Annotated in this window: 20 protein-coding genes and 1 pseudogene; 11 read left to right on the forward strand and 10 right to left on the reverse strand. The window is 66.3% G+C overall.

Features of this window, described 5'->3' with window-relative positions:
- Positions 1–111 precede the first annotated feature (111 nt).
- Genes U8D42_RS27770 through U8D42_RS27785 form a run of 4 tightly spaced genes read left to right on the forward strand, consistent with a single transcriptional unit; the run spans position 112 to position 4564 of the window.
- The gene (locus tag U8D42_RS27770; RefSeq protein WP_014382029.1) at positions 112–1605 is read left to right on the forward strand and encodes an aldehyde dehydrogenase family protein; all 1494 of its coding nucleotides are present in this window, start codon (positions 112–114) and stop codon (positions 1603–1605) included.
- Positions 1602–2813, forward strand: coding sequence for a CaiB/BaiF CoA transferase family protein (locus tag U8D42_RS27775; protein ID WP_083175167.1), 1212 nt, complete (start codon positions 1602–1604; stop codon positions 2811–2813). The genes U8D42_RS27770 and U8D42_RS27775 overlap by 4 nt, the downstream gene beginning before the upstream one ends.
- Positions 2813–3772, forward strand: a complete 960-nt coding sequence (locus tag U8D42_RS27780; protein WP_083175168.1) for a VOC family protein — start codon at positions 2813–2815, stop codon at positions 3770–3772. The genes U8D42_RS27775 and U8D42_RS27780 overlap by 1 nt, the downstream gene beginning before the upstream one ends.
- A 15-nt stretch (positions 3773–3787) precedes the next feature.
- Entirely contained in the window at positions 3788–4564 is a 777-nt protein-coding gene (locus U8D42_RS27785) for an SDR family NAD(P)-dependent oxidoreductase (protein WP_083175170.1), read from the forward strand.
- 12 nt (positions 4565–4576) lie between these two features.
- On the opposite strand, the gene U8D42_RS27790 is transcribed toward U8D42_RS27785, so the two are convergent.
- The 7 genes and pseudogenes from U8D42_RS27790 to U8D42_RS27820 all read right to left on the reverse strand — a co-directional run bounded on the left by U8D42_RS27790 (position 4577) and on the right by U8D42_RS27820 (position 12935).
- Entirely contained in the window at positions 4577–5488 is a 912-nt protein-coding gene (locus tag U8D42_RS27790) for an SDR family NAD(P)-dependent oxidoreductase (protein ID WP_047322077.1), read from the reverse strand.
- Positions 5489–5503: 15 nt separating this feature from the next.
- Complete coding sequence (locus U8D42_RS27795; protein WP_083175171.1) at positions 5504–6706, reverse strand: acetyl-CoA hydrolase/transferase C-terminal domain-containing protein; 1203 nt, start codon at positions 6704–6706, stop codon at positions 5504–5506.
- Entirely contained in the window at positions 6703–7839 is a 1137-nt protein-coding gene (locus tag U8D42_RS27800; protein ID WP_322860574.1) for an acyl-CoA dehydrogenase family protein, read from the reverse strand. The genes U8D42_RS27795 and U8D42_RS27800 overlap by 4 nt, the downstream gene beginning before the upstream one ends.
- A 78-nt stretch (positions 7840–7917) precedes the next feature.
- Positions 7918–9021 (reverse strand): annotated as a pseudogene (locus tag U8D42_RS27805) (acyl-CoA dehydrogenase family protein); the annotation flags it as partial.
- Entirely contained in the window at positions 9018–10508 is a 1491-nt protein-coding gene (locus U8D42_RS27810) for a class I adenylate-forming enzyme family protein (RefSeq protein WP_083175175.1), read from the reverse strand. The pseudogene U8D42_RS27805 and the gene U8D42_RS27810, both read right to left, overlap by 4 nt.
- 25 nt (positions 10509–10533) lie before the next feature.
- Positions 10534–11754 carry a cytochrome P450 gene (locus U8D42_RS27815; protein WP_009953770.1) on the reverse strand — a complete coding sequence of 407 codons (1221 nt, stop codon included), beginning with the start codon at positions 11752–11754 and terminating at the stop codon, positions 10534–10536.
- Between the two features lie 26 nt (positions 11755–11780).
- Positions 11781–12935: a thiolase family protein gene (locus U8D42_RS27820; RefSeq protein ID WP_009953771.1), complete on the reverse strand. Its 1155-nt coding sequence runs from the start codon at positions 12933–12935 to the stop codon at positions 11781–11783.
- A gap of 174 nt (positions 12936–13109) precedes the next feature.
- On the opposite strand from U8D42_RS27820, the gene U8D42_RS27825 reads away from it, so the two are divergent.
- The 3 genes from U8D42_RS27825 to U8D42_RS27835 all read left to right on the forward strand — a co-directional run bounded on the left by U8D42_RS27825 (position 13110) and on the right by U8D42_RS27835 (position 15746).
- Positions 13110–14609: a class I adenylate-forming enzyme family protein gene (locus U8D42_RS27825; RefSeq protein WP_322860552.1), complete on the forward strand. Its 1500-nt coding sequence runs from the start codon at positions 13110–13112 to the stop codon at positions 14607–14609.
- Between the two features lie 33 nt (positions 14610–14642).
- Positions 14643–14945 (forward strand): hypothetical protein, encoded by a 303-nt coding sequence (locus U8D42_RS27830; RefSeq protein WP_322860551.1) that lies wholly within the window; start codon positions 14643–14645, stop codon positions 14943–14945.
- Between the two features lie 69 nt (positions 14946–15014).
- On the forward strand, positions 15015–15746 hold the full coding sequence (locus tag U8D42_RS27835; RefSeq protein ID WP_009953774.1) for a spirocyclase AveC family protein: 732 nt from the start codon (positions 15015–15017) through the stop codon (positions 15744–15746).
- Positions 15747–15791: 45 nt separating this feature from the next.
- Here U8D42_RS27835 and U8D42_RS27840 read toward each other — a convergent pair whose 3' ends face one another.
- Complete coding sequence (locus U8D42_RS27840) at positions 15792–16733, reverse strand: class I SAM-dependent methyltransferase (protein ID WP_009953775.1); 942 nt, start codon at positions 16731–16733, stop codon at positions 15792–15794.
- Positions 16734–16831: 98 nt separating this feature from the next.
- Positions 16832–18061: an amidohydrolase family protein gene (locus U8D42_RS27845; protein WP_009953777.1), complete on the reverse strand. Its 1230-nt coding sequence runs from the start codon at positions 18059–18061 to the stop codon at positions 16832–16834.
- Positions 18062–18208: 147 nt separating this feature from the next.
- Between U8D42_RS27845 and U8D42_RS27850 the strand changes: the two genes are divergently transcribed.
- Genes U8D42_RS27850 through U8D42_RS27865 form a run of 4 tightly spaced genes read left to right on the forward strand, consistent with a single transcriptional unit; the run spans position 18209 to position 19792 of the window.
- Complete coding sequence (locus U8D42_RS27850) at positions 18209–18820, forward strand: TetR/AcrR family transcriptional regulator (protein ID WP_009953778.1); 612 nt, start codon at positions 18209–18211, stop codon at positions 18818–18820.
- Positions 18817–19257, forward strand: a complete 441-nt coding sequence (locus U8D42_RS27855; protein WP_085289242.1) for a pyridoxamine 5'-phosphate oxidase family protein — start codon at positions 18817–18819, stop codon at positions 19255–19257. The genes U8D42_RS27850 and U8D42_RS27855 overlap by 4 nt, the downstream gene beginning before the upstream one ends.
- A gap of 25 nt (positions 19258–19282) precedes the next feature.
- Positions 19283–19609 carry a hypothetical protein gene (locus U8D42_RS27860; protein WP_322860550.1) on the forward strand — a complete coding sequence of 109 codons (327 nt, stop codon included), beginning with the start codon at positions 19283–19285 and terminating at the stop codon, positions 19607–19609.
- Between the two features lie 36 nt (positions 19610–19645).
- Positions 19646–19792, forward strand: coding sequence for a hypothetical protein (locus U8D42_RS27865; protein WP_009953781.1), 147 nt, complete (start codon positions 19646–19648; stop codon positions 19790–19792).
- A 5-nt stretch (positions 19793–19797) separates the two neighbouring features.
- Here the strand turns inward: U8D42_RS27865 and U8D42_RS27870 are convergent, their stop codons facing one another.
- The gene (locus tag U8D42_RS27870; RefSeq protein WP_322860549.1) at positions 19798–20826 is read right to left on the reverse strand and encodes a DUF2889 domain-containing protein; all 1029 of its coding nucleotides are present in this window, start codon (positions 20824–20826) and stop codon (positions 19798–19800) included.
- Between the last annotated feature and the right edge of the window lie 2 nt (positions 20827–20828).

The following is a 20828-nucleotide window of genomic DNA, read 5'->3' on the forward strand; positions in this document are numbered from 1 at the left end:
TGCCCTTCCGTTGGTTCTCGCGTCTCGCCAGCCGGAGCTGAATCCGCTAAACAGTTATCTATAACAAGGTACACTAGCCCCACGCCGACAACTCTGCGAGAGGGAGCGCCAATGACGGCTTCACCGGTCGCCGCTACAACTGTCCAGTTCAATCCCGAGGCCAGGCTTTTTATCGACGGCCGGTTGCGGGATTCGTCGACCGGTAAGACCGTCGACAACATCAATCCGGCTAACGAAGAAGTGCTCGGCCTCGCCACCGACGCCAGCGCCGAAGACATGGAGGAGGCCATCGCCGCTGCCCGGCGTGCCTTCGACTCCACCGACTGGTCCACCAACCACGAGTTCCGTCAACGCTGCCTGATGCAGTTGCACGACGCGCTGCAGGAGGAAGCCGAAGACATCCGCGCCGAGCTGATCGCCGAGGTCGGTGCGACGGTGGGGATGACCCACATCGCACAGATGGGATGGCCGCTGGCCGACGCCATCCGGTGGCCGGCCCAGCTGATCTCGACCTTCCAATGGGAGCGGATGCTCGATCAGGACGCGAAGATGGGCGTGCCGTACAACCGCGTCGTGGTCAAGGAGCCGATGGGTGTCGTCGGCGCGATCACGCCGTGGAATTTCCCGTTCGAGATCATCAGCAACAAGGTGGGCCAGATCCTGGCCACCGGCAACACGATGGTGCTCAAGCCGGCCATGGAGACGCCGTGGAGCGCCCTGCGGTGGGGCCGGATCATCGCCGAGAAGACTGACATCCCGGCCGGTGTCGTCAACATCGTCCCGGCGTCGGACAACGACATCGCCCAGGTGCTCGCCACCGACCCGCGGATTGACATGGTCTCCTTCACCGGATCAACAGCTGTCGGCAAAGTCATCCAGCGGCTCTCGGCCGACACCATGAAGCGCAACATGCTCGAGCTCGGCGGCAAGTCGGTGTACCTGGTGCTCGATGATGCCGACATGGACACGGCGCTGCCCGGCTGTATCGGCGCACTGATGCATTCCGGGCAGGGGTGTGCGCTGGCCACCCGGATGCTCGTCCCGCGTTCCCATTACGACCAGGCCGTCGAGGTCGCCTCCGCGACATTTGGCTCCCTGGCCGTCGGCGACCCTGCGGACCCGAATACCTTCTGCGGGCCGCTGGTCTCGGCCAAGCAACAGGCCCGGGTGCTGAACTACATCGAGATAGCCAAGCGTGACGGAGGCCGCGTCACCACGGGCGGCGGAGTTCCCGACGGCCTGGACCGCGGATACTTCGTGGCACCGACCGTCGTTGCCGACGTCGCACCGGACCACACGATCTTCCAGGAGGAAGTGTTCGGGCCGGTGCTGTCCATCACGCCGTACGACGGAGGTGACGACGGCGCCGTCGAGTTGGCCAACAACTCCACCTACGGCCTGGCCGGCGGCATCATGGGCTCCGACGAGCGCGCCATGGCCGTCGCCCGCCGCATCCGCACCGGCTCACTGATGATCAACAGTGGCATGTACTACGGCGCCGACGCCCCCTTCGGTGGCTACAAGATGAGCGGTATCGGCAGGCAGAACGGCATCGAGGGCTTCGAGCAGCATCTACAGACCAAGACGATCGGATACCCCCTGTGAGCGACATCCTCAGCGGAATACGCGTCGTTGAGCTGGCGGCGTGGACATTCGTTCCGGCCGCGGGCGCCGTGCTCGCCGATTGGGGTGCCGACGTCATCAAAATCGAGCACCCCGAGACCGGTGACCCGCAGCGTGGCCTGATCAGCTCCGGGATCGTCACCGGCGCAGGGGGAGTGAATCACTTCATCGAGCAACCGAACCGCGGCAAGCGCAGCATTGGGCTGGACACCTCGACCCCGGACGGGCTCGAGCTGCTGATGAAGCTGCTCGAAACCGCCGACGTCTTTGTCACGAATCTGCTGCCGGATTCGCGCCAGCGGATGGGGATTGACGTCGAGCAGGTGCGGGCGCGCAACCCCAAGATCATCTATGCCCGCGGCCACGGCTACGGCACCCGTGGCGACCTCGCCTCGCAGGGCGGCTTCGACCTGGCCGCCTACTGGGCGCGCGGCGGCATCGGCGATGCCTATTCGGCCGGCGACGGCACCTACCCGCCGATTCAGCGACCGGCATTCGGCGACTCCTATGGTGGGCTGGCGATCGCGGGCGGAATCGCCGCGGCCCTGGTGAAGCGCGAGCGCACCGGCGAACCGTCGGTGGTCGACGTGTCGCTGCTCAACGCCGCGATCTGGCAGTTGGGTCCGGACATCGTCGGATCAGGCGTCACCGGTCAGGACATCCCGAAGTTCAACCTCGACGAGATGCCCAACCCGGTGGCCAGCATCTACAAGACCCGCGACAACCGGTTCATCGCCTTCGTGCTGCTGCAGGCCGACCGATTCTGGGCGGACTTCTGCACCCGGCTGGGCCGCACCGATCTGATCGAGGACGAACGGTTCGCGAACGCGGTCGTGCGGTTCGGCAACCGTCAGGAGTGTATCGGCGAGTTGCGCAGCGCGTTCGAGTCCAAAGATCTCTCGCACTGGGAGAAGGCATTTGCTGGTTTCGACGGGGTGTGGGACGTCATGCACACCGCGCATGAGGTGCACAGTGACCCGCAGGTGATCGCGAACGGGTATCTGCCAAGGGTCACCGATGCGAACGACAACGAGTTCGCGCTGGCGGCCAGCCCCGTGCAGTTCGACGAGGCTCCGCTGGACCTGACGTGTGCGCCGGGCCACGGTGAGCACACCGACGCGCTGTTGGCCGAGTTGGGCTTCAGCGAAGAAGAGATCATCGAATTCAAAATCAATTCGGTTGTGCTGTAGTGGGTTCCGAGGAACTTGCGCGACGGTTCCTGCACGTCAATCTCAACTGCGCGTCGCTGGACGCCACCGAGGCGCTCTATGTCGGGCAGCTTGGACTGGCGGCGCGAATGCGCACCGATCCCAAAGTTCCGACCGACGGCAGCATCCTCGGCATCGACGGCGACGAAACGTTTTGTGAGACATCGTTTCTCTACGATTCGCGAGGCGGCCGCGCCGGCTGCGCTTTGGAGGCCATCGAGTTTCACAACCCGGCGCTGAAAGCCGACCCGAACAGTGACCCGACTCGTCCCGGCATCCGGTCAACGCTGCTGACAGTGGCCGATCTCGATGCAACCGTCATAGCGTTGCGTGAGGCCGGCATCACCGTGGGCGGGCCGGTCGACGGCCTGATCTCCGGCTCTAAATCGGTTCTCGCGGTCGACCCCGACGGAGCGGTCATCGAGCTCACCGAAGCCCCGAGCGATAAGCCGGGGGCGGTGTTCGCCGGAATCCGCATCGCTGCCATCGACGCAGTGGCCACCGGAGAGTTCCTTGCCGCGATCGGTTTCACTCAGGTGCAGGCGCCGACTCAAGTCGAGGTGGCCGGCGACCAACTCACCCCTGGCGGGTCAACCGATGCCGTCAAATGCGCGGTGTCGCGCTACGCGCTTCCTGAGGACGCCCATCAGTTCAGCCTCACCATTGTGGAACATCCCGACACGCGTGACGCGGACCCGGTGCCGTGGGGCGGGAACCATCAAGGGCTGTACCGCTGCGCGCTGCGGGTGGAAAACACCGAGGCGGCAATGGCGTTGGTCCCGAATTCCGTTGAGACCATGGGTGATCCGGTGTGGTGCCCGTTGCCGGGCACCAAGATCGAGGGGCTCTACATCTCGTTCCTGCGCTCGCCCGACGGAGTGGTATTCGAATTCGTCGAGCGGCCGCTGAAGTACTTCAGTCCGGCCGTGGCAAGGGGTTGAGCGTTGGACCTGGGAGTGCGCGGCAAGGGTTATGTCGTCGTCGGCGGGACGGCCGGCATGGGACTGGCGGCAGCACGGGCGCTGGCTCGCGAGGGTGCGTCGGTCGTCGTGGTCGGGCGCGATCCACAGCGGGGAAAGAACGCCGCGGAAGAAGTCGCCGCAGCGGGTGCTGCCTCGGCGCATGACCTGGTCTTCGACGTGAGTCAGCCCGGAGCTGCGGTGGCCGCGGTCGACGAGGCTGTGCGGCTTCTCGGCAGGCTCGACGGCATCGCGGTCACTATGGGCACCGCCGGAATGATGCCGATCGACTCCGACGACGACGCCTGGGACACCGCGTTTCACGACGTCTTGCTGGCCACCGTCCGCAGCGTGCAGGCGGCACTGCCGCACCTCGCGGTCAACGGAGGCGCGATCGTGACCACCGCCGCGTACTCGGCGCGCTCGCCGCACGAGCCCCGGCTGCCCTACGCCAGCCTCAAGGCGGCCGTTGCCACCTTCACCCGCGGCATCGCGCGCACCCATGGCAAATCGGGCATCCGGGCGAACAGCGTAGCCCCCGGCGCCGTGGAAACCGATGCGCTGCATGCCATCCGGGGATACGTCGCTGAAAGCAAGGGCTATCCCTACGACGAGGCCCTCGAGCGGGCACTGGTGGAGGATTTCGGGTTCGACGCCGCGCTCGGGCGCCCCGGACAGCCCGATGAGATCGGCGCGTTGATCGCCTTCCTGCTATCGGACATCTGCGCGTTCGTTACCGGCCAGACCATCTACGCCGATGGCGGTGCGCCGTAATCTCTTCGGGGCTCAGGCCGTCGGCAGCGGTCCGGCCAGTCCGCGGGGCGAAGTCGCGTAGAGCCAGCTGACGGCCTGTCCGATCTCGGAAAAGGTCAGCGAAGCACCATCTTTAGCGTGGTAAGCGCCGGGCGCTTCGGTGAAGCCCTCGATGCGGGTGAGCTTGTCGCCGTTGATGCGCAGGATCTGTCCGGTGAGCCACGACGACTGCGCCGATTGCAGCCAGGCCACCACAGCGGAGCTGCGGGCGGGATCCAGCGCGGGATCGTCAGCCCGGGCGCCGAAGACATCGGCGGTCATTCGCGACATCGCCAGTGGCGAGATCGCATTGACCGCAACACCGTAACGCTGTGCCTCCATCGCGGTGACGAGCGTCAGGTTGGCGATCGCGGCCTTGGCCGCGCCGTAAGCGCTCTGCCCGACATTGCCCCACAAGCCCGCGCCGGACACCGTATTGACGATGTGCGCGTCAATCGGGTTGCCTGCCTTGAACTGAGCACGCCAGTACTCGCAGGCATGTCGGGTGACGGCGAAGGTGCCTTTCAGATGTACGGCGATGACGGCGTCCCAATCGGCCTCGCGGGAGGCGGCCACCATGGAATCCCGCAGGATGCCCGCGTTGTTCACCACTCCGGTCAGGCAACCGAAAGTGTCGATGGCGGTGGAGATCATGTCGGCGACGTCGTCCCACGCCGACACCGAACCCGTGTGCGCGACGGCCTTGCCGCCGGACGCCTCGATCTCGGCGACGACGTCCGCCGCGGGACCTTCCTCGTCACTGCTAGAACCGTCCCGGCCGACGCCTGGATCGTTGACAACGACGGCCGCGCCCTGCTTGGCCAACTCGAGGCAGTGGCCGCGGCCGATACCCCGTCCACCTCCGGTGACCAGGACGACCTTACCGGTCAGCGGACCTTCAGGCATTGCGCGTTATCTCCTTCATTCCGTGAATAATTCGGCTATCAGTGTGCGGCGCTGGGGCCAGTCTGCCGCGCGCAAGTCGACGTACCCGGCCTCGGTGACGATCAGGTCGACGTCGTGGGCGGGGGTGGAAGTGGGCCTGCTGAGCTGCTCGACCAGGGGTGAGCGCCCGTTCACCCGCGTCGGAACGGCGATGATCGACAGTCCGCCGCTACTCACTCGGGCGGCGGCGCAATAGTCGGGATGTCCGCCGATACCACCAACCACCTTGTCGCGCACGCCTTCGACATTGACCTGCCCGTATTGGTCGATCTCGATGGCGGTGTTCACCGCGACCAGCGGTGCACCACGCGACAGCCGGGTGAGGTCGTGGGTGTAGTCGAGTCCGCGCAGGATCCGGCGCCCGTCGGCCCAGTCGTAGAGCGCGTCGCTGCCCAGCAGATACGTCGCCGACGGAGTGCCCGCCAAGAGGCCGCGCCGGTCCAAGTCGACGACGGCGTCGGTGAGTAGCCCGGTGTCGATATACAACGGCACCTGTGCCCGTCGCAGCAGTGCGGTGCCGAGCTGGCCGGGTCCGTACTGGATCCGGGCGCCCTCTGGCAGCAACCGCAATACCGCATCGGCGAGCGCCTCGTGGATCGGCTCGGGCTCGCGCTGCGGTACTCGTAGTGGGCCGCCCCGCACAGTGCCAAGTACCTCGAGGCCCGGCGGGCCGAGTCCAGGCTCGGCAGCCGCTGCGGGCGCCGAGGTGTCGATGATCGCGAGAGTCCTTGTCCCGCTGTCGGTTACCGCGCGCTGCCAGGACACCTCGGTGCTGAAGTGCAGCAAGCCATCCCGGCGGACCAGCCGGGTGAGCAGCACGTCGGGCCGCAGCACATCGGCCAGCAGGGCGGGAATCGCCGCCAGCCGCGTCGGCAGGAACCGCGCCTTCGGGCTGCGCAGCACCTCACGCACACCCCACCCGGGCATCAACGCAACCACCTCACCGAACGCGTCTGCGTCGAGGCCGTCGATCGGGGCGGGCAGCCAGCCCAGTACCAGCCGCACCGAGCCGACCTCCCTGGCCGCGGCGCTCAGCGCCGCGCCGACCGAGCCGCCGTCGTCAAGGCAGCCCAGCGCGCCAACTCCGTCGCCGAGGACAACCGTCATTCCGGGGCGCAGCGCAGCGCGCAACGCGGCGGTGAAGTCGACCCTGGTCAAAGGGTTCAAACCCGCTGTCATCGCGGTTCTTTGGGAAGTCCGAGCACTCGCTCGCCGAGGATGTTGCACTGAATCTCGCTGGTTCCGCCCAGGATAGTCTGCGCTCGACCGATCAGCATGTGGTGCACCAGGCCGTCCTCCTCGGGGTCGGTGCACGCGTCGGTACCGAGCACCTCGGTGGCGATGTCACCCAGGTCCTGATCGGTTTCCGAGGTCATCAGCTTGAGCACCGAGAAGGCCGGCGACGTCAGGTCACCCGAGTCGATGGCGCGCTGCCAGGTGAACCGCAGCAGCCACATCCTGGCCCACAATCGGGTCATCGACCTGGACAGCACCGGGTCGAGCAGGTCGTGTTCCCGGGCCGCATCGACCATGCGCTCGTGCAACCGGAACATCGATACGGCCTGCGAACCCAACGTCAGGCGCTCACGGCCCAGCGTCACCATCGCCACTGTCCAGCCCTGACCGACTTCACCGATCAGGGCATCTTCGTCGAGCTCGGCGCCGTCGAAGAAGACTTCGTTGAATTTGCTCTCACCGTCCATCTGGGTCAGTGGGCGCACCGTCACCCCCGGGATATCCATGGGCACAACGAACATCGACAAGTCACGGTGCTTGTCCGGGCCGGTGCGGGCGAGCAGCAGCCCGAAGCGGGCCGAGGCGGCCGCCGAACTCCACACCTTCTGACCATCGATCCGCCAGCCGGTCGTGGTGCGCTCGGCACGGGTACGCACACCGGCGAGATCTGACCCGGCGCCAGGCTCGGAGAAGAGCTGACACCAGACATCGTCGCCCAGCCTGATCGGCTCCAGAAAGCGATCCTTCTGTTCCTGGCTGCCGAACTTGATCAGCACCGGTCCGACCAGGTCAGCGCCGGTGATGTTGAGCTGACGGGGCACTTCGGCTCGCGCGCACTCCTCGGCGAAGACGGCCTGGTACGTCACTGTTGCTGCGGCACCGCCGAACTCGCGCGGCCAGTGCAGACACGCGTAGCCGTGGTCGGCCAGATAGCGGTGCCAGACCCGGCCGGCTTCGACGTCATCCGCGGTGGGAGTGGGCCCGTAGTTCCGGAGGCCGGCCGGCCTGGGTGCGTTGTCCAGGAAAGAGCGGATCTCCGCGCGTAGGGCGTCGACATCGTTGAGCTCTTTCGTCACTTCTGGCGAAGCCGGCGGCTGAGTCGACGGGTCCAGCGTCGATAGCCGGTCCCAGTGCTGGCCCGGGGCGCCGAGGAGCACCTCGTCCGTGCGGGCGCGCCGGAAGTACAGGTGTGCGGAATCCTCCCAGGTAAAGCCGATGCCGCCGTGAATCTGGACGTTTGCCTTAGTCGCGTTGCGCAGCGCCTCTGAGCAGACCGCCTTGGCCATGCTCGCCCGCCAGCCCGCTTCGCCGGCGGCCGCGGAGTCCGGATCGTCGAGAGCTTCCAGGGCCGCCTGTGAGGCCGAGCGCGCCCACTCGAGATCGACCAGCATGTCGGCGCACTTGTGCTTGATGGCCTGAAAGCTGCCGATCTGCCGTCCGAACTGCTCACGCGTGCGGGCATAGTCGGTGGCGATCTCGAGCACCCGCTCGCAGGCGCCGACCTGTTCCGCCGAGAGCACCGCCAGCGCAATGTCGACGTTGCGGTCGACGACGTCGCCAAGGGGTGCGTCGCCGGACAGCCGCAGCGCCGGCGCCGAGCTCAGCGTGATGGTGGCCATCGGCCTGGTGCGGTCGAGCACGCGTTCGGCCTCCGCGACGACGCTGTCAATAGTCGGGTCGAGCAGGAACACCGCCGGCTCGCCATCTTCGTCGATGGCGACCACGACGAGGTCGTCGGCAACGGAGCCGCCCAGCACGTGGCGTACCGTGCCGTCGATGTTCCAATCACCCCCGGCGCGAGCGGCGCGCAGGGTCACCGCGGACCGTCGCCACAACCCGCCGTCGCCGGTAAGGGCTGCGGCGGCGGTGCGGCGACCTTCGATGAGCCCGGTGAGTCGCTTGTCCGCATCCGGGTCGCGCTCGGTCAGGTCGAGCAGCAGGCCGGTGGCCAGCACCGTGGAACTGACGAACGGCACCGGGGCCAGCGCGCGGCCGAGTTCGTGGGCGACCACACCCAGCGCGGACACTCCGTAACCTGCGCCGCCCAGGTGTTCGGGCAGCGCGATGCCGGCCACCCCCACCTGATTGCACAGCACGTCCCACAGCACCGTGTCGAAGCCGGAATGCCCGTCTCCGCCGCCGCGGTTGCCCTCGGCGTATGCGACAGCGCGCACTCGGTCCTCGGATGCCAGTCGCTCACAGGCGGAGCGCACCGATTGCGCGAGTTCCTGACGCTCGTCAGCGGACAACGCCGTCATCGGGTTCCTCCTGCGATCTGCCGGGCCAGCTCGGACTTGGCGACCTTGCCGAGCCCTGTCAGCGGGAACTCGTCGACGAGGACGAGCCGCTCGGGCCACTTCTGCTTCATCAGCCCGCGTTGGTCGAGGAACGTGCAGAGTTCATCGAGGGTGACGTCGCGATGGCGTGGCGAACGACGCACGACCGCGCATACCAACTCGCCGCGCAGTTCGTCGGGCTGGCCGAGCACGGCGATCTCGTCAACCAGGGGGTGGGCCAGCAGTTCGTTCTCGATCTCGTCAGGGGCAACGTTCTCGCCCTTGCGAATGATCAAATCCTTGGTGCGGCCGGTGACCACGATGCGCCCGTCCGGGCGAAGGTGGCCCCGGTCGCCGCTGCGGAACCACCCGTCGGCGGTGAGCGCATCGGCCCACTGGTCGTGCTGCAGGTATCCCGCTGTCAGGTTGGCGCCGCGCAACTCGATCTCGCCGTTCGCCCCGATCCGCACCTGCGATCCAGGGATAGGCCGGCCGGCGCTGTTGGCCAGTTGCTCGTCGGTGTCGGTGGCCTCGCTGACGCAGATCATCGGCGCCTCGGTCATCCCGTAGGCATGCACGACGGGTACGCGTAGGTGTTCACGCACCTGCTTGTGCACCTCGGGCGGACACGGGGCACCCCCGCCGATCAGCATCCGCAGCGACGGCACCAGCAATTCGGTTGTCGGCGCGGCCATCTGGGCGGCCAGCAGCATCTGGTAGAACGCGGTGCTCGCTCCGGTCACCGTCACCTGATGTTCGGCGAGCACCCGGGGCAGGTCGGCTGCGGAAACTTTGGGGATGAGCACCACGGGAAAGTCGCCGAACAGAGCGGTGGCGAGGTAGACCATGCCGCCGATGTGTGCGATGGGAAAGGCGATCGTGCCGACTTCCCGCGGATGGCTGCCCACGCCGAGATGCGCGACATAACCGCGGGCGGCGCTGAGCAAGGTGGCGTCGGAGTGGCGGACGGCTTTCGGGCGGCCGGTGGTGCCCGACGTGAAGTACACCCAGCGCGGCTCCGCTGCGGAGGGGAGCGCTTCGTACTCGGCGCTTGTAGCCGGTGACGTCTGGAGTCGGCGGACAAGGTCGGCAGGCACCGTGATTGTCGGTAGCCCTGGTGCGGCATTGGCGGCCGTCGACTCATCAACCAGCAGGATGTCAGCGCGCGCGACGTCGACCGCCGCGCACACCTCGCGGCACCGATAGAGGTGTAACACCGGGGCCTGCACAACGGGCATGCGGGCCAGCGCCAGCATCACCACCGCCGCGTTGACGTGTGAGGGTAGCTGCCAGGCGACCGTCATGCCAGGACGTACACCGGCATCTGTCAGCCATCCCGCGGCAGCCGAAGCCAGTCCGGCGACCTGCGACACGGTGAGTGTCTCGCCGTCGACGTCGCGTAGCAGCGGACGATCCGGCCGGCCGGCGGCACACTCGTCCAGCAGCCCGGCGATGGTGCCAGCCGTCACCGCGTTCTCCCGTCCCGGCCGGCCGTCAGCCCACCCGCGGCCCGGGCGTGAAACTGACCGGCAGTTCGCGCACGGCGTACACCTCGCCCGCGTCCTCGAACAGTTTCGCCTCACCGGCCAACTCGAAGTCGGGTAGCCGCTTGAGCACCTGGGTGATCATCACGTCGAACATCAGCTTGGCATAGTGCGAGCCAAGGCAGCGGTGCATGCCCACACCGAAAGCCATGTGCTTCTTGGCATTTGGGCGATCGAGGTCGAGTTCGTCGGGGTTCTCGAACATTGCGGGGTCACGGTTCGCCGCAGCCCACATCAGGATCGCCCGGTCGCCCTGGCACAGGTGTTGGCCGTGAAAGTCGGCGTCGCGCGAGACGGTGCGCGCCAGGCCGAGCGTCGGCGTGTACAGGCGCAGCAGCTCATCGGTGGACTTCTTCACCAGGCTCGGATCAGCGGTGAACTTGGCGCGCAGCTCGGCGTCCTTGCACAGCCGCAACAGCACATTGGCGGTGAAGCCACTGGTGGTGTCCATACCACCGAGCATCATCAGCACGGTGTACATGGTGATCTGGCCATCGTCGAGCGGTTCGCCGTTCAGCGTCCCGCGCAGGATGTCGCTGAACAGGTCATCACCGAGTCCCTCGGCCCGACGCTGCTCCATGTGCTTGACGATCTCGCCGAACATCTCCATCCCCGCGATTCCGGCCTTCTCCGGGTCATGGGCACGGTCGTGCACGGTGGTGTGCACCCAGCCGACCCAGTCCATGAACCGCGACTCGTCGAAGTTCAACAGCCGCAAGATCAACCGCGCCGGCAGCGGCGTCGTAAGCTCACCGACCAGGTCACACTCACCGCGCTCGATGAAGGCGTCGATCGCCTCATTGGTCATCTCGATGGCTGACTCACGAAACCGTTCCGCCGAACCCGGCGAGAACCGCTTGAGGGTGACCTCGCGCAACTCCTGGGTCTCGGGAGGATCCGACTCGATCGGCAGGATCGGCAAGGGCAGCTCACTAGCGGGCACACCGACCGAGGGGAAAGAGTTGAACAGGTCGTCGTCGCGGGCCGCTTCGAAAACCGATGCGTAGTCGACCAGCGCCCAGAAGCCTTCGTAGTGCTCGGAATGTGCTACTGGACAGCCTGATTCGCGCATCTCACGGAACCGGCCGTAGGGGTCATCGCGAAACTCGGGCGAGTGGTGGTCGAGGTCGACCTCGGCGCGCGGGCGCGATTCCGCCTGGGTGTCGGTCATCGGCAGTACTCCCTTCGGGATGGCGGCTACTTGGACAAGATGGCGACGGCTGCGGTTCCGGGTGCCCCGTACAGCTGGGCCAGCCCGACCTGCGGATCGTTCGGCACCTGACGGTCACCCGCGATGCCACGCAACTGCTGGACCAGCTCGTAGACCTGACGTAGGCCGGACGCGCCGACCGGTTCGCCGTTCGCCAGCAGGCCGCCGTCGGTGTTGATAGGCAGCCGTCCGCCGATCTTGGTGGCGCCGTCAGCGAGCAGCGCCTCCTGTTCGCCGTCCTTGCACAGCCCCGTCTCGGCCATGTGGATGATCTCGGAACCCGAGTCGGTGTCCTGCAATTGCGCGACGTCGACGTCCTCGGGACCTATCCCGGCCAATTCGTAGGCGGCGCGGGCGGCCTCGGCGGTGGTGCCTGGCACGATCGGCAGCTCGATCGAGGTACGCAGCAGTTCGTAGGCGCCTTCGCGGCGGCTGCGCAGCGCGGTGGAGCGCAGGTAGATCGGAGAGTCGGTGTACTGCTTGGCTTTATCGGCCCGGCACACCACGACGGCGGCGGCGCCTTCGTTCGGGTTGCAGTACATGTATTGACGCAGCGGTGCGTTCACGACCGGAGAGCTCAGGATCGCGTCGACGCTCATCGGCTTGCGGCGCCATGCATGCGGCGCCAGCGCTCCGTTGTCGAAGTTCTTGGCGGCAACGCGGGCCAGGGTCTCCTCGGTGATGCCGTGATCGTGCATGTAGCGCATGATCTTGGTGCCGAAGTAATGCGTGGTCAGGAACATGCCCTGATCGCCGTACCACTGCGGCAACCCCGATACCGACGGGTCGGCGCCGAAGGCGCCGCGCGGATGCTTGTCCAGCCCGACGCCGACCGCAATGTCGGCTTCGCCGAGTTGGACGTCTCGGGCGGCCAGGGTCAACAGCGAGTTTCCGGTCGCGCAGCCGCTCAACGTGGCCCGCGCCGGGAGGCCAGTCATCCCTGCCAACCCCGTCACCGCCTCGGGATTGGCCACCTCGAGGCTGCCCGCATACAGGCTGCCCACGTCGGACCACGCCACCCCGGCATCGCGCAGTGCCCTGCTGATCGCCACGGCGCCCATCTCCAGTGCCGACCGGTCCTCGTACCGCCCGAACGGGTGAAGGCCGACACCGATGATGGCGATCTCGGGCCTGCTGCTCATTGTGTTCCCTTCAGCATGCGTCACTGTCGAACCCGCCGTCGACGGGAGCGCGCGTTGACTCAGATACCACTAAGCCTATAACTATATATCTGATTAGTCGGTGCGGGTCTAGAATCGGGTCGCTACGCACTAACGGCGTTAGGGCATCAACTCGCAGGTGAGGGCTGAGGGGCGTTGAGTATTTCGTTGCTGCTGGAGATGGCGGCGTCGGGTGATCCCGGCCGGGTTGCCGTGGTGGACGGCGACATTCGATTGACCACTGCCGACCTCGGCGAGCTCGCCGACGGCGGTGCAGGTGTTATCGCCGCATCCGGGGCATCCCATGTCGCTTACGTCGGCACCGGCGGAGCACTACTCCCGCTGCTGCTGTTCTCTTCGGCGCGCGCGAACACGGCGTTCACGCCACTGAATTATCGGCTGAGTCCAGAGGGGCTGCGCGAACTCATCGATCGGCTGGCCTCGCCGTTGGTCGTGGTCGACGCCGAGTACCGCGATATCGTGGCCGGTTTCGGCCAGCCGGTGATGACGTCCGACGAGTTCATCGAGACCGCGCGATCCACCGAGCCCGTCTCGGTCTTCGCCGACCCCGACGACGTGGCGGTCGTGTTGTTCACCTCGGGTACCACGTCGCGGCCCAAAGCCGTTGAGCTGACTCACAACAACCTGACCAGTTATGTCACCGGCACTGTCGAATTCGGTTCCGCCGATCCCGCCGATGCGGCGCTGGTGTGCGTCCCGCCATATCACATCGCGGGGGTCGGGGCCGCATTGTCAAACCTGTATGCCGGACGGGCGATCGTGTACCTGCGCCGGTTCGATCCGCACGAATGGGTTCGACTGGTCCGCGACGAGCGGGTCACCACCGCAACGGTGGTGCCGACCATGCTGTCCCGCATCGTGGCGGTCCTCGAGCAGCAGTCTGCCGAGCTTCCGACGCTGCGCAACTTCGCGTACGGCGGATCGAAGGTGGCGCGACCCCTGGTCCGAAGGGCGCTCGACCTGCTACCGCAGGTCGGCTTCGTCAACGCCTACGGGCTGACCGAGACCAGTTCGACCATTGCGGTGCTCACACCCGAGGACCATCGCCTGGCCCACGAGGCGCGAGACGACGCCGTCGCCCGTCGACTGACTTCGGTCGGTCGACCGGTCCCCGGCATCGAGGTGCAGATTCGCGCGGAGGACGGCACCGTGCTAGGGCCGGGCGAGACGGGTGAGCTGTTCGTTCGCGGCCCTCAGGTCTCGGGCCGTTACACCGAGATCGGTTCGGTGCTCGATGCGCAGGGCTGGTTCGCGACCAGGGACGTCGCGATGCTGGATGAGGATGGCTACCTGTTCATCGGAGGGCGGTCCGACGACACCATCATCCGCGGCGGCGAGAATATCGCCCCGTCGGAGGTCGAGGACGTGCTCATTGAGCACCCCGATGTCCGCGAGGTTGTCGTCGTCGGGCTGGATGACGCCGAGTGGGGGCAGGCCATCGTAGCGGTGATCGTGCCCGAGTCAGGCACCGCGCCGGCAGCTGAGCAGTTGCGCGAGTTCGCCCGCAGCAAGCTGCGCGGGTCCCGCACGCCGGACCGCATCGTGTTCCGGGATGAGCTGCCGACCACGCCGACCGGCAAGGTGCTGCGCCGGGAGATCCTCGAAGACCTCAAGCCGGCGGCAGCCGAGCACTGAATCCGTCTCCCAGACAACAACAAGGAGTCCGACATGATCAAGAACGGCACGCGCATGCAGAGCCAGGTGTGTGACACCCAGGTGATCGTCGTCAAAGCCGCTGAGAGCCTGGACGATCTGCGTTGCGGGGGCCGGCCCATGCTGCCGCTGGACGCCGAGCGGTCTGCCGACGCCGCGCCCGACCCAGCCTTCGCCGACGGCAGCACGATGGGCAAGCGGTACGTCGACGACGGCGACGCCGAGGTGCTGGTCACCAAGGCCGGCGCCGGTTCACTCAGCGTCGGGACGACGCCGCTGGTGCTCAAGGAAGCCAAGCCGCTGCCGGCGAGCGACTGATAGTCAATGACACATCTAGGCCGCGGCGCGTACGCCGCTGGGCCGTTACCTCCGTCGAACGTCCCGTGGATGGTGGAGGTTGGCGGGTGGATCGCCTTCGGCCTGGTGGCCGTGTTCCTGCTCTACCGCTGGCGCAAGAATGGCCGGCCCGACACGGCTGCGCTGCTGTTCATCGGGTGCTTCACCATGTGGTGGCAGGAGTTCTACGCCGACTGGGGTGCTTACCTGTACTACAACCCGGATCTGGCGCTGCTGCCCTGGGGAAAGACCCCGTACACCACCCCCAACAAACCGGTGTACGTGCTGGCCGGCTACGGCTGGTTCTTTGCCGGCGGATTCGCAGCCGTGTTGAACCTGTTCCGATGGTTCCGGCGTCGCTATCCCTCAGCGAACTACCTTGCCGCCCTGGCGATCACCGTGTTCGTTCCGTTCATCCTCTGGAACTTCGTGACGGCGGACGGAGTTTCCTACGTGACGAACTGGTTCCAGTACCTGGAATCGATCGGACCGACCATCCACACCCACAAGGGTGGTCTGCAGCTGATCTATCAAGGTGTCCCGCTGGCCATCTTCGCCGTCGCAGTGGTCGCCAGCCTCGACCGGCGCGACGTCGCCGGGCGCACGTGGTTCGAGCGGATGCTGGGCGTGCGACCCGTCATCACCAGCTGGGCGCAGCGCGCACGCCAGGTCGTCGCCTGGATCGTCGGGATGAACGTCCTGTACGCGGTGTTCCTGACCCTCCCGCTAGTGATCGCGCGCATCCTGTTCTTCCCAGACCATCCCTGGGTGCCCAACCCGTGACGTCCGAGCAGGCGATCGATGCGTGGATCGCCAATCACGGTCACCTCAGCGCAGCCGGCCTTCGATGAACACGCTTTCCGGGACGGCGGCATCGAGGCCTGCCGGGACGGCTCGGTTGCTTGCGGCCATCAGATCCTCTGCGCTCGTCGCAGCGGTGACAGTCCAGCCATGCGCTTGCAGCCAGTCGACGACCTCGGTTCGCTCTTCTTCATAGAGCAGGTTGCCAGACTCGGTAATGTCTTTGCCGCCCAGCCTGATTGCGGCCTGTCGGTAGCGTTCCGTCTGCTCCTCGCGGCGCGCGAAACTCTCTGGGCTGAAGAACTCGTTGGTGAACGCTTCGACCGCGACACGGCTCCCGGGAGCGCTGAGCGACTGGATTCGATCGAACAACAGGCCCTGGGCATCGGCTGTTAGATAAGGCAACAGCCCTTCCGCCGACCACGCCGTCGGGGCCGACGCGTCAAACCCGGCCTGCGCCAGTGCCTTCGGCCAATCCAGACGGAGGTCGATGCCGACGCTGACATGAGAAGCGATCGGGTCGACCGCATGCGATTTCAAGGTGCCGATCTTGAATTCCAGCACCTTCGGCTGATCGATCTCGTAGACCACACACCCAGCCGGCCAGGCGAGTCGCCAGGCACGTGAGTCCAGACCGGCCGCCAGGATCACGATCTGCCGGATACCTTCGCCGGCCGCCGCCAGAAAGTAGTCGTCGAAGAACTTCGTCCGGCACGCCGTATAGCCCAGCATCGCCTGCATCCGGTCCTCGAATTGTGGATCGGCACCGACCAATTCGGCCGGTAACTCATCGTCCAGATAAACCCGCCAGATGCCGTCGCCGGCCGCTTCGAGGAACAGTTTTGCGTAGGGATCGCTGATCAGCGGATCGGCGCTTCTGGTCTCCGCGGCCCGCCCGCCGGCAACCCCTAACGCGGTAGCGCCGACGCTCTCATTGATGTCCCACGTGTCATTGTCGGTTCTGGCCATCACGGTCCCTTTCGTGGCTCTCGGCGAAACGAGCTATTCCGAGCCTACCCGAAAAGTTAGCCGTGCTTACTAAATGGACCATTAGCGCTGCGTGTACCTCAGGCGTTCGCCAATTGCGGGGGCTTGACGGCCTCCGGGTCGGGGTTGGCGATCGGCAGCCCCATGAAGCGACGGGCGTTGTCACCCATGAAGTCATAGGTGCGACGCTCGTCCATACCCTCGGCGTACTGCCAATAGCGCTTCGGCTCCGCCAAGCCTTCGGGATGCGGCCAATCCGAGCCGAACATCACCTTGTCCCATCCGACGGTCTGCACGACGTCGGCCACGGAACCCTCCCAGAACGGGCTGACCCAGATGTTGCGTCGGAACACGTCGTGCGGATGCTCGGGGAAATTCTGCGGCATCTTGCCGTATGTCGACTGCAGGTCGTCGAACAGCGGCTTGATCCACGCGCTGCCGTTCTCGACGCTGGCGATCCGCAGCTTCGGGAATCGGGTCAACGTGCCGTGGCAGATCAGGCTGGTCAACATGTCGGCGATCTCTCGGTGGCCCAGCGCGGTCCACTTGAACGCCGACATCTCGAACGCGCTGCTGGTCGACGGCGGCTCCCACCTGTCGATGTACTCCTGCAGCGGAGGTTGGCTGGCGTGCAACACGATTGGCAGACCTGCGTCCTCGACGTCGCGCCAGAACGGGTCGAACTCGGGAAGCGCGGGGGAGCGCCACCCCTTGTAGCCATTCACCGGCGCCGGCTTGATCAGCGCGACCTTGGCGCCGTTGTCGAGGATGTACTCGAGTTCGCGACGCGCTTCGTCCACGAGTCCCAGGGTGAGTACCGGTGTCGAGTAGACGCGGTTGGCATGGCTGAACCCCCAGTGCTCCAGCATCCATTGGTTCAGCGCATGGATGATCGCCACGGTCAGGTCGGGATCCTCGGCGGCCGAATGCTCGACCAGATTGGCCAGCGTGGGGTAGTTCAGGCACGCGTCGACGCCCTGGCGGTCGAGTTCGGCAATTCGGTCTTCGGGGTTGCGCGCTCCCGGGGGGGTGTCGATGCCGCGGCCGGACATCTCTCGCATCGACAGGCCCTCGGGGTTCTGACCCGAGTAGAACTTCTCGTGCGCGCCGGGGGCCGCGACCCGTTCGAACGTCGGGTTCGGCATGTAGTCGGTGATCTTGTTCAGGATCGCGATGCGGGTGTGCCTGCCGATCTGGACGAACTGCACCTTGGGCTGGAACTCCTTCGGCAGATATTTCGTCAGCGCATCGGGGGTCTCATACATGTGCTGATCGGCATCGAAGATCGGTGCGTCGGTGAACTGCGTCATCGTGGTGCCTCTCGCTATTCGACTTTGGGCTTGGCTATGAGCTTCGCCTAACTTGACACTTGTGTCAAGTTCAGATGATTCCACGCCATGATTCGTCGAATAGGTGCATTGATTGCAGTTGACGGCGCTGTCATATAAAGTCGCCGCATGACGGTGACCTCGGCTTCGGCCGCCGAACGGGAATCGGACCCCACCCGCGGTGAACGCACCCGCGCGGCGATCCTGAACGCCAGTCGCCGTCTGTTTCTGGAACGCGGCTACGCAGGCACGCCGATCAACGCGATCACTGAGGCGTGTGGCATCTCTCGGGCCGGCTTCTACACCTACTTCAAAGACAAGCGCGAGATCTTCAACGTCCTCGGCAAGAACGCCTACCGCGAAGCCCTAGCCGTCATCGGGGAATGGGCCGAGGCCGACGCAGCGTTCGGCCCAGCCGACATCCGGGCCTGGGTCGGTCATTACTTCGACTACATGGATCACCACGGTGCGTTCGTACTCGCTTCGGCGCAGTCGGCGCCCGACGACGACGATTTCCGAAACTCCCGCAACCGCATGGTGACTCGGGCGTCGTGGAAGCTTGGCCAGGCGATTGCCGGAAACGGCACACACTCGCCAGACGTCATCGGCGTCGCGGTGATGGGGCTGCTGGACCGCGCCTGGCACACGGTGCACCGGCAGACCGTGGCCGTCGACCGCGACGAGATGATCGCGGTGGTCGCGGAGATGATCGTCGCGATGGCAACGCCTCTCGCGTCGTGACCCCGCTGTCGCTCGACGCGCCGGACGTCATCGAGCTCCTCCATGCCCACCACCGCGTGTTTCTCTTCTGCCGCGATGGCGCCGGACGTCCGATCGGCTACGCCATGCGTTCGGTCGCCTATCGCTCCGCCACCCGCTGCCTCTACTTCGCCACCTACGCCAAGAGCGCCAAGGTCCGACACCTGCGCTCCGCTCCCGAGGTCGCCTGCTTGGTCGGCGACCACGAGGGTTGGGTCTCTGTTTGCGGTCATGCATCCGTCTACCAACCGTCCGCAGCCGAGGTCGACGAACTCATCGGCGAAAGCTCACCGGATCAACGCGTGCCGGAGGCGGTCGTGACGAACGTCCGCGACCGCCTCCTCAGCGGCAAGCGGTGCTTCATCGGCCTGACGCTCAACCAGATCCGCGCCGCCGATCTCCCCGATCGACGTGCCTAATCCGCGCAGCTCCGGCCCGATTGCGATGGCCGAGGACGAACTAGCCGAGTTTTTGGCGCAAGGGCCGTCCGGCGCGATCTGTGTCGTCGACACCGACGGCCAGTTGCTGGCGCTACCGGCGCGGGTGGTCGACTTCGATTCCGCCACAATCGCCGTCATCGTTGACGGTGTGAGTAGTGAGGCCGCACAACGCGCTGAAATCCAGGCGTGCGTGGTGGCTGACACCTTCACCGCCTATCGGGACATTCGCGGTGTGATCTCGCAGGGAACAGTGATCTGGCCACCCGCAGCGAATCACGTGACCACGCTGACGGTTAGCCGCACACGGACGTTCTCGTTCGCCAACGCTTAGAGGATTGAGCGCCGGGATTCTGGCTATTCAGTAGCCATGTCAGGATTCGATACCAGCCAACCGATCACCGACGAGGCGTCCCTCGAGGACATCGACGAGGTTGACGGCGCGACCAGGCCGAAGTCGGCCACACCTCCCGCTCAACCCGACGAGCTGGGTGACGCGACGCCGGGCCCGCGCTGACGCGCTCAGGCTGCTTTCACTAGGCGTATCAACGCCTCAGCGTCGGCGACGCTGCGCAGCAGGTCGTTGAGGTGGGTGCACGTACTGGTGCCCGATAGTTCTCGACGCACACGAAAGTGCAGTTCCTGCAACGTCATTCCGGTGATTCGCGCAGCGCTGGCGACGGCTCCGGGGCATTCCTGCCACGGCAGCACGCGCGGTGTGGCCCGCGAATCGACGATGACGCCGGTCTCGGTGTCCACGACGGCGTCCAGGGTGTACTCGTGGATGATCGTCTCCACCCCGTCACCGCGCACGTAGGTGTCGCGGAACATCGCATCGATGCCGACCCGCCGAGCGCTCTCTTCATAGACGTCGACGCGCCGTCTACGGCGCATGGCGTGGCGCGGCAAGGCCGCCACTTCGTGCCAGGCCCAGGGGTCCCCAGGATCTTGGCCGTGGTCGAGGTCGGGAGCCGCCGGGCCGGTGACGATCACCGGATCGCCCGCCTCGAAGGACGTCATTAGCAGACCCCCGGTCGCGAAACCCGCACACTGGTCTGCGACCGGCAGGTAGTACCGGGACTTCGCGACGTCGCCGAGCAGGTTGGATGCCGACAGCGCGTGGCCGGAGATCAGCGTCGCGACCGGAACGTCGTCGAGCAGCGTATAGCGCAGATCGCGGGCTTGCCGCAGCTCGGGAGCCACCTTGTCGGCCGCCGCGCGAAACCCGCTCATCGCGGGCGCGCCCGCCAGCCGGGACATCGCGGCGACGGCTGGCGTCACCTCGACGTGACGGACGACGCGGGCGACCAGCTCGATGGTGGCCGAGAGTGTCGCGGAGCCGAGTTCGGTCGCCGTTTCGTCGCCGGCTGTCCACAGATCGCGCGCCCGCCCACTCAGATACACCGGATCCAGCGAGCCCTCGTCGCGGGTCATGTCGATCGAGGTGGTCCGGCGCGCGGATCGCGGCCGGCGCGGCGGATTGCCGGTCGTGGGTTCGTGCACGCCGTGCAGGGGATGAAGCCCGAATTGCGGAGAGCCCAGGTCCGTCACCG

It is taken from the genome of Mycobacterium europaeum, assembly GCF_034555895.2.
Taxonomy (GTDB): domain Bacteria; phylum Actinomycetota; class Actinomycetes; order Mycobacteriales; family Mycobacteriaceae; genus Mycobacterium; species Mycobacterium europaeum.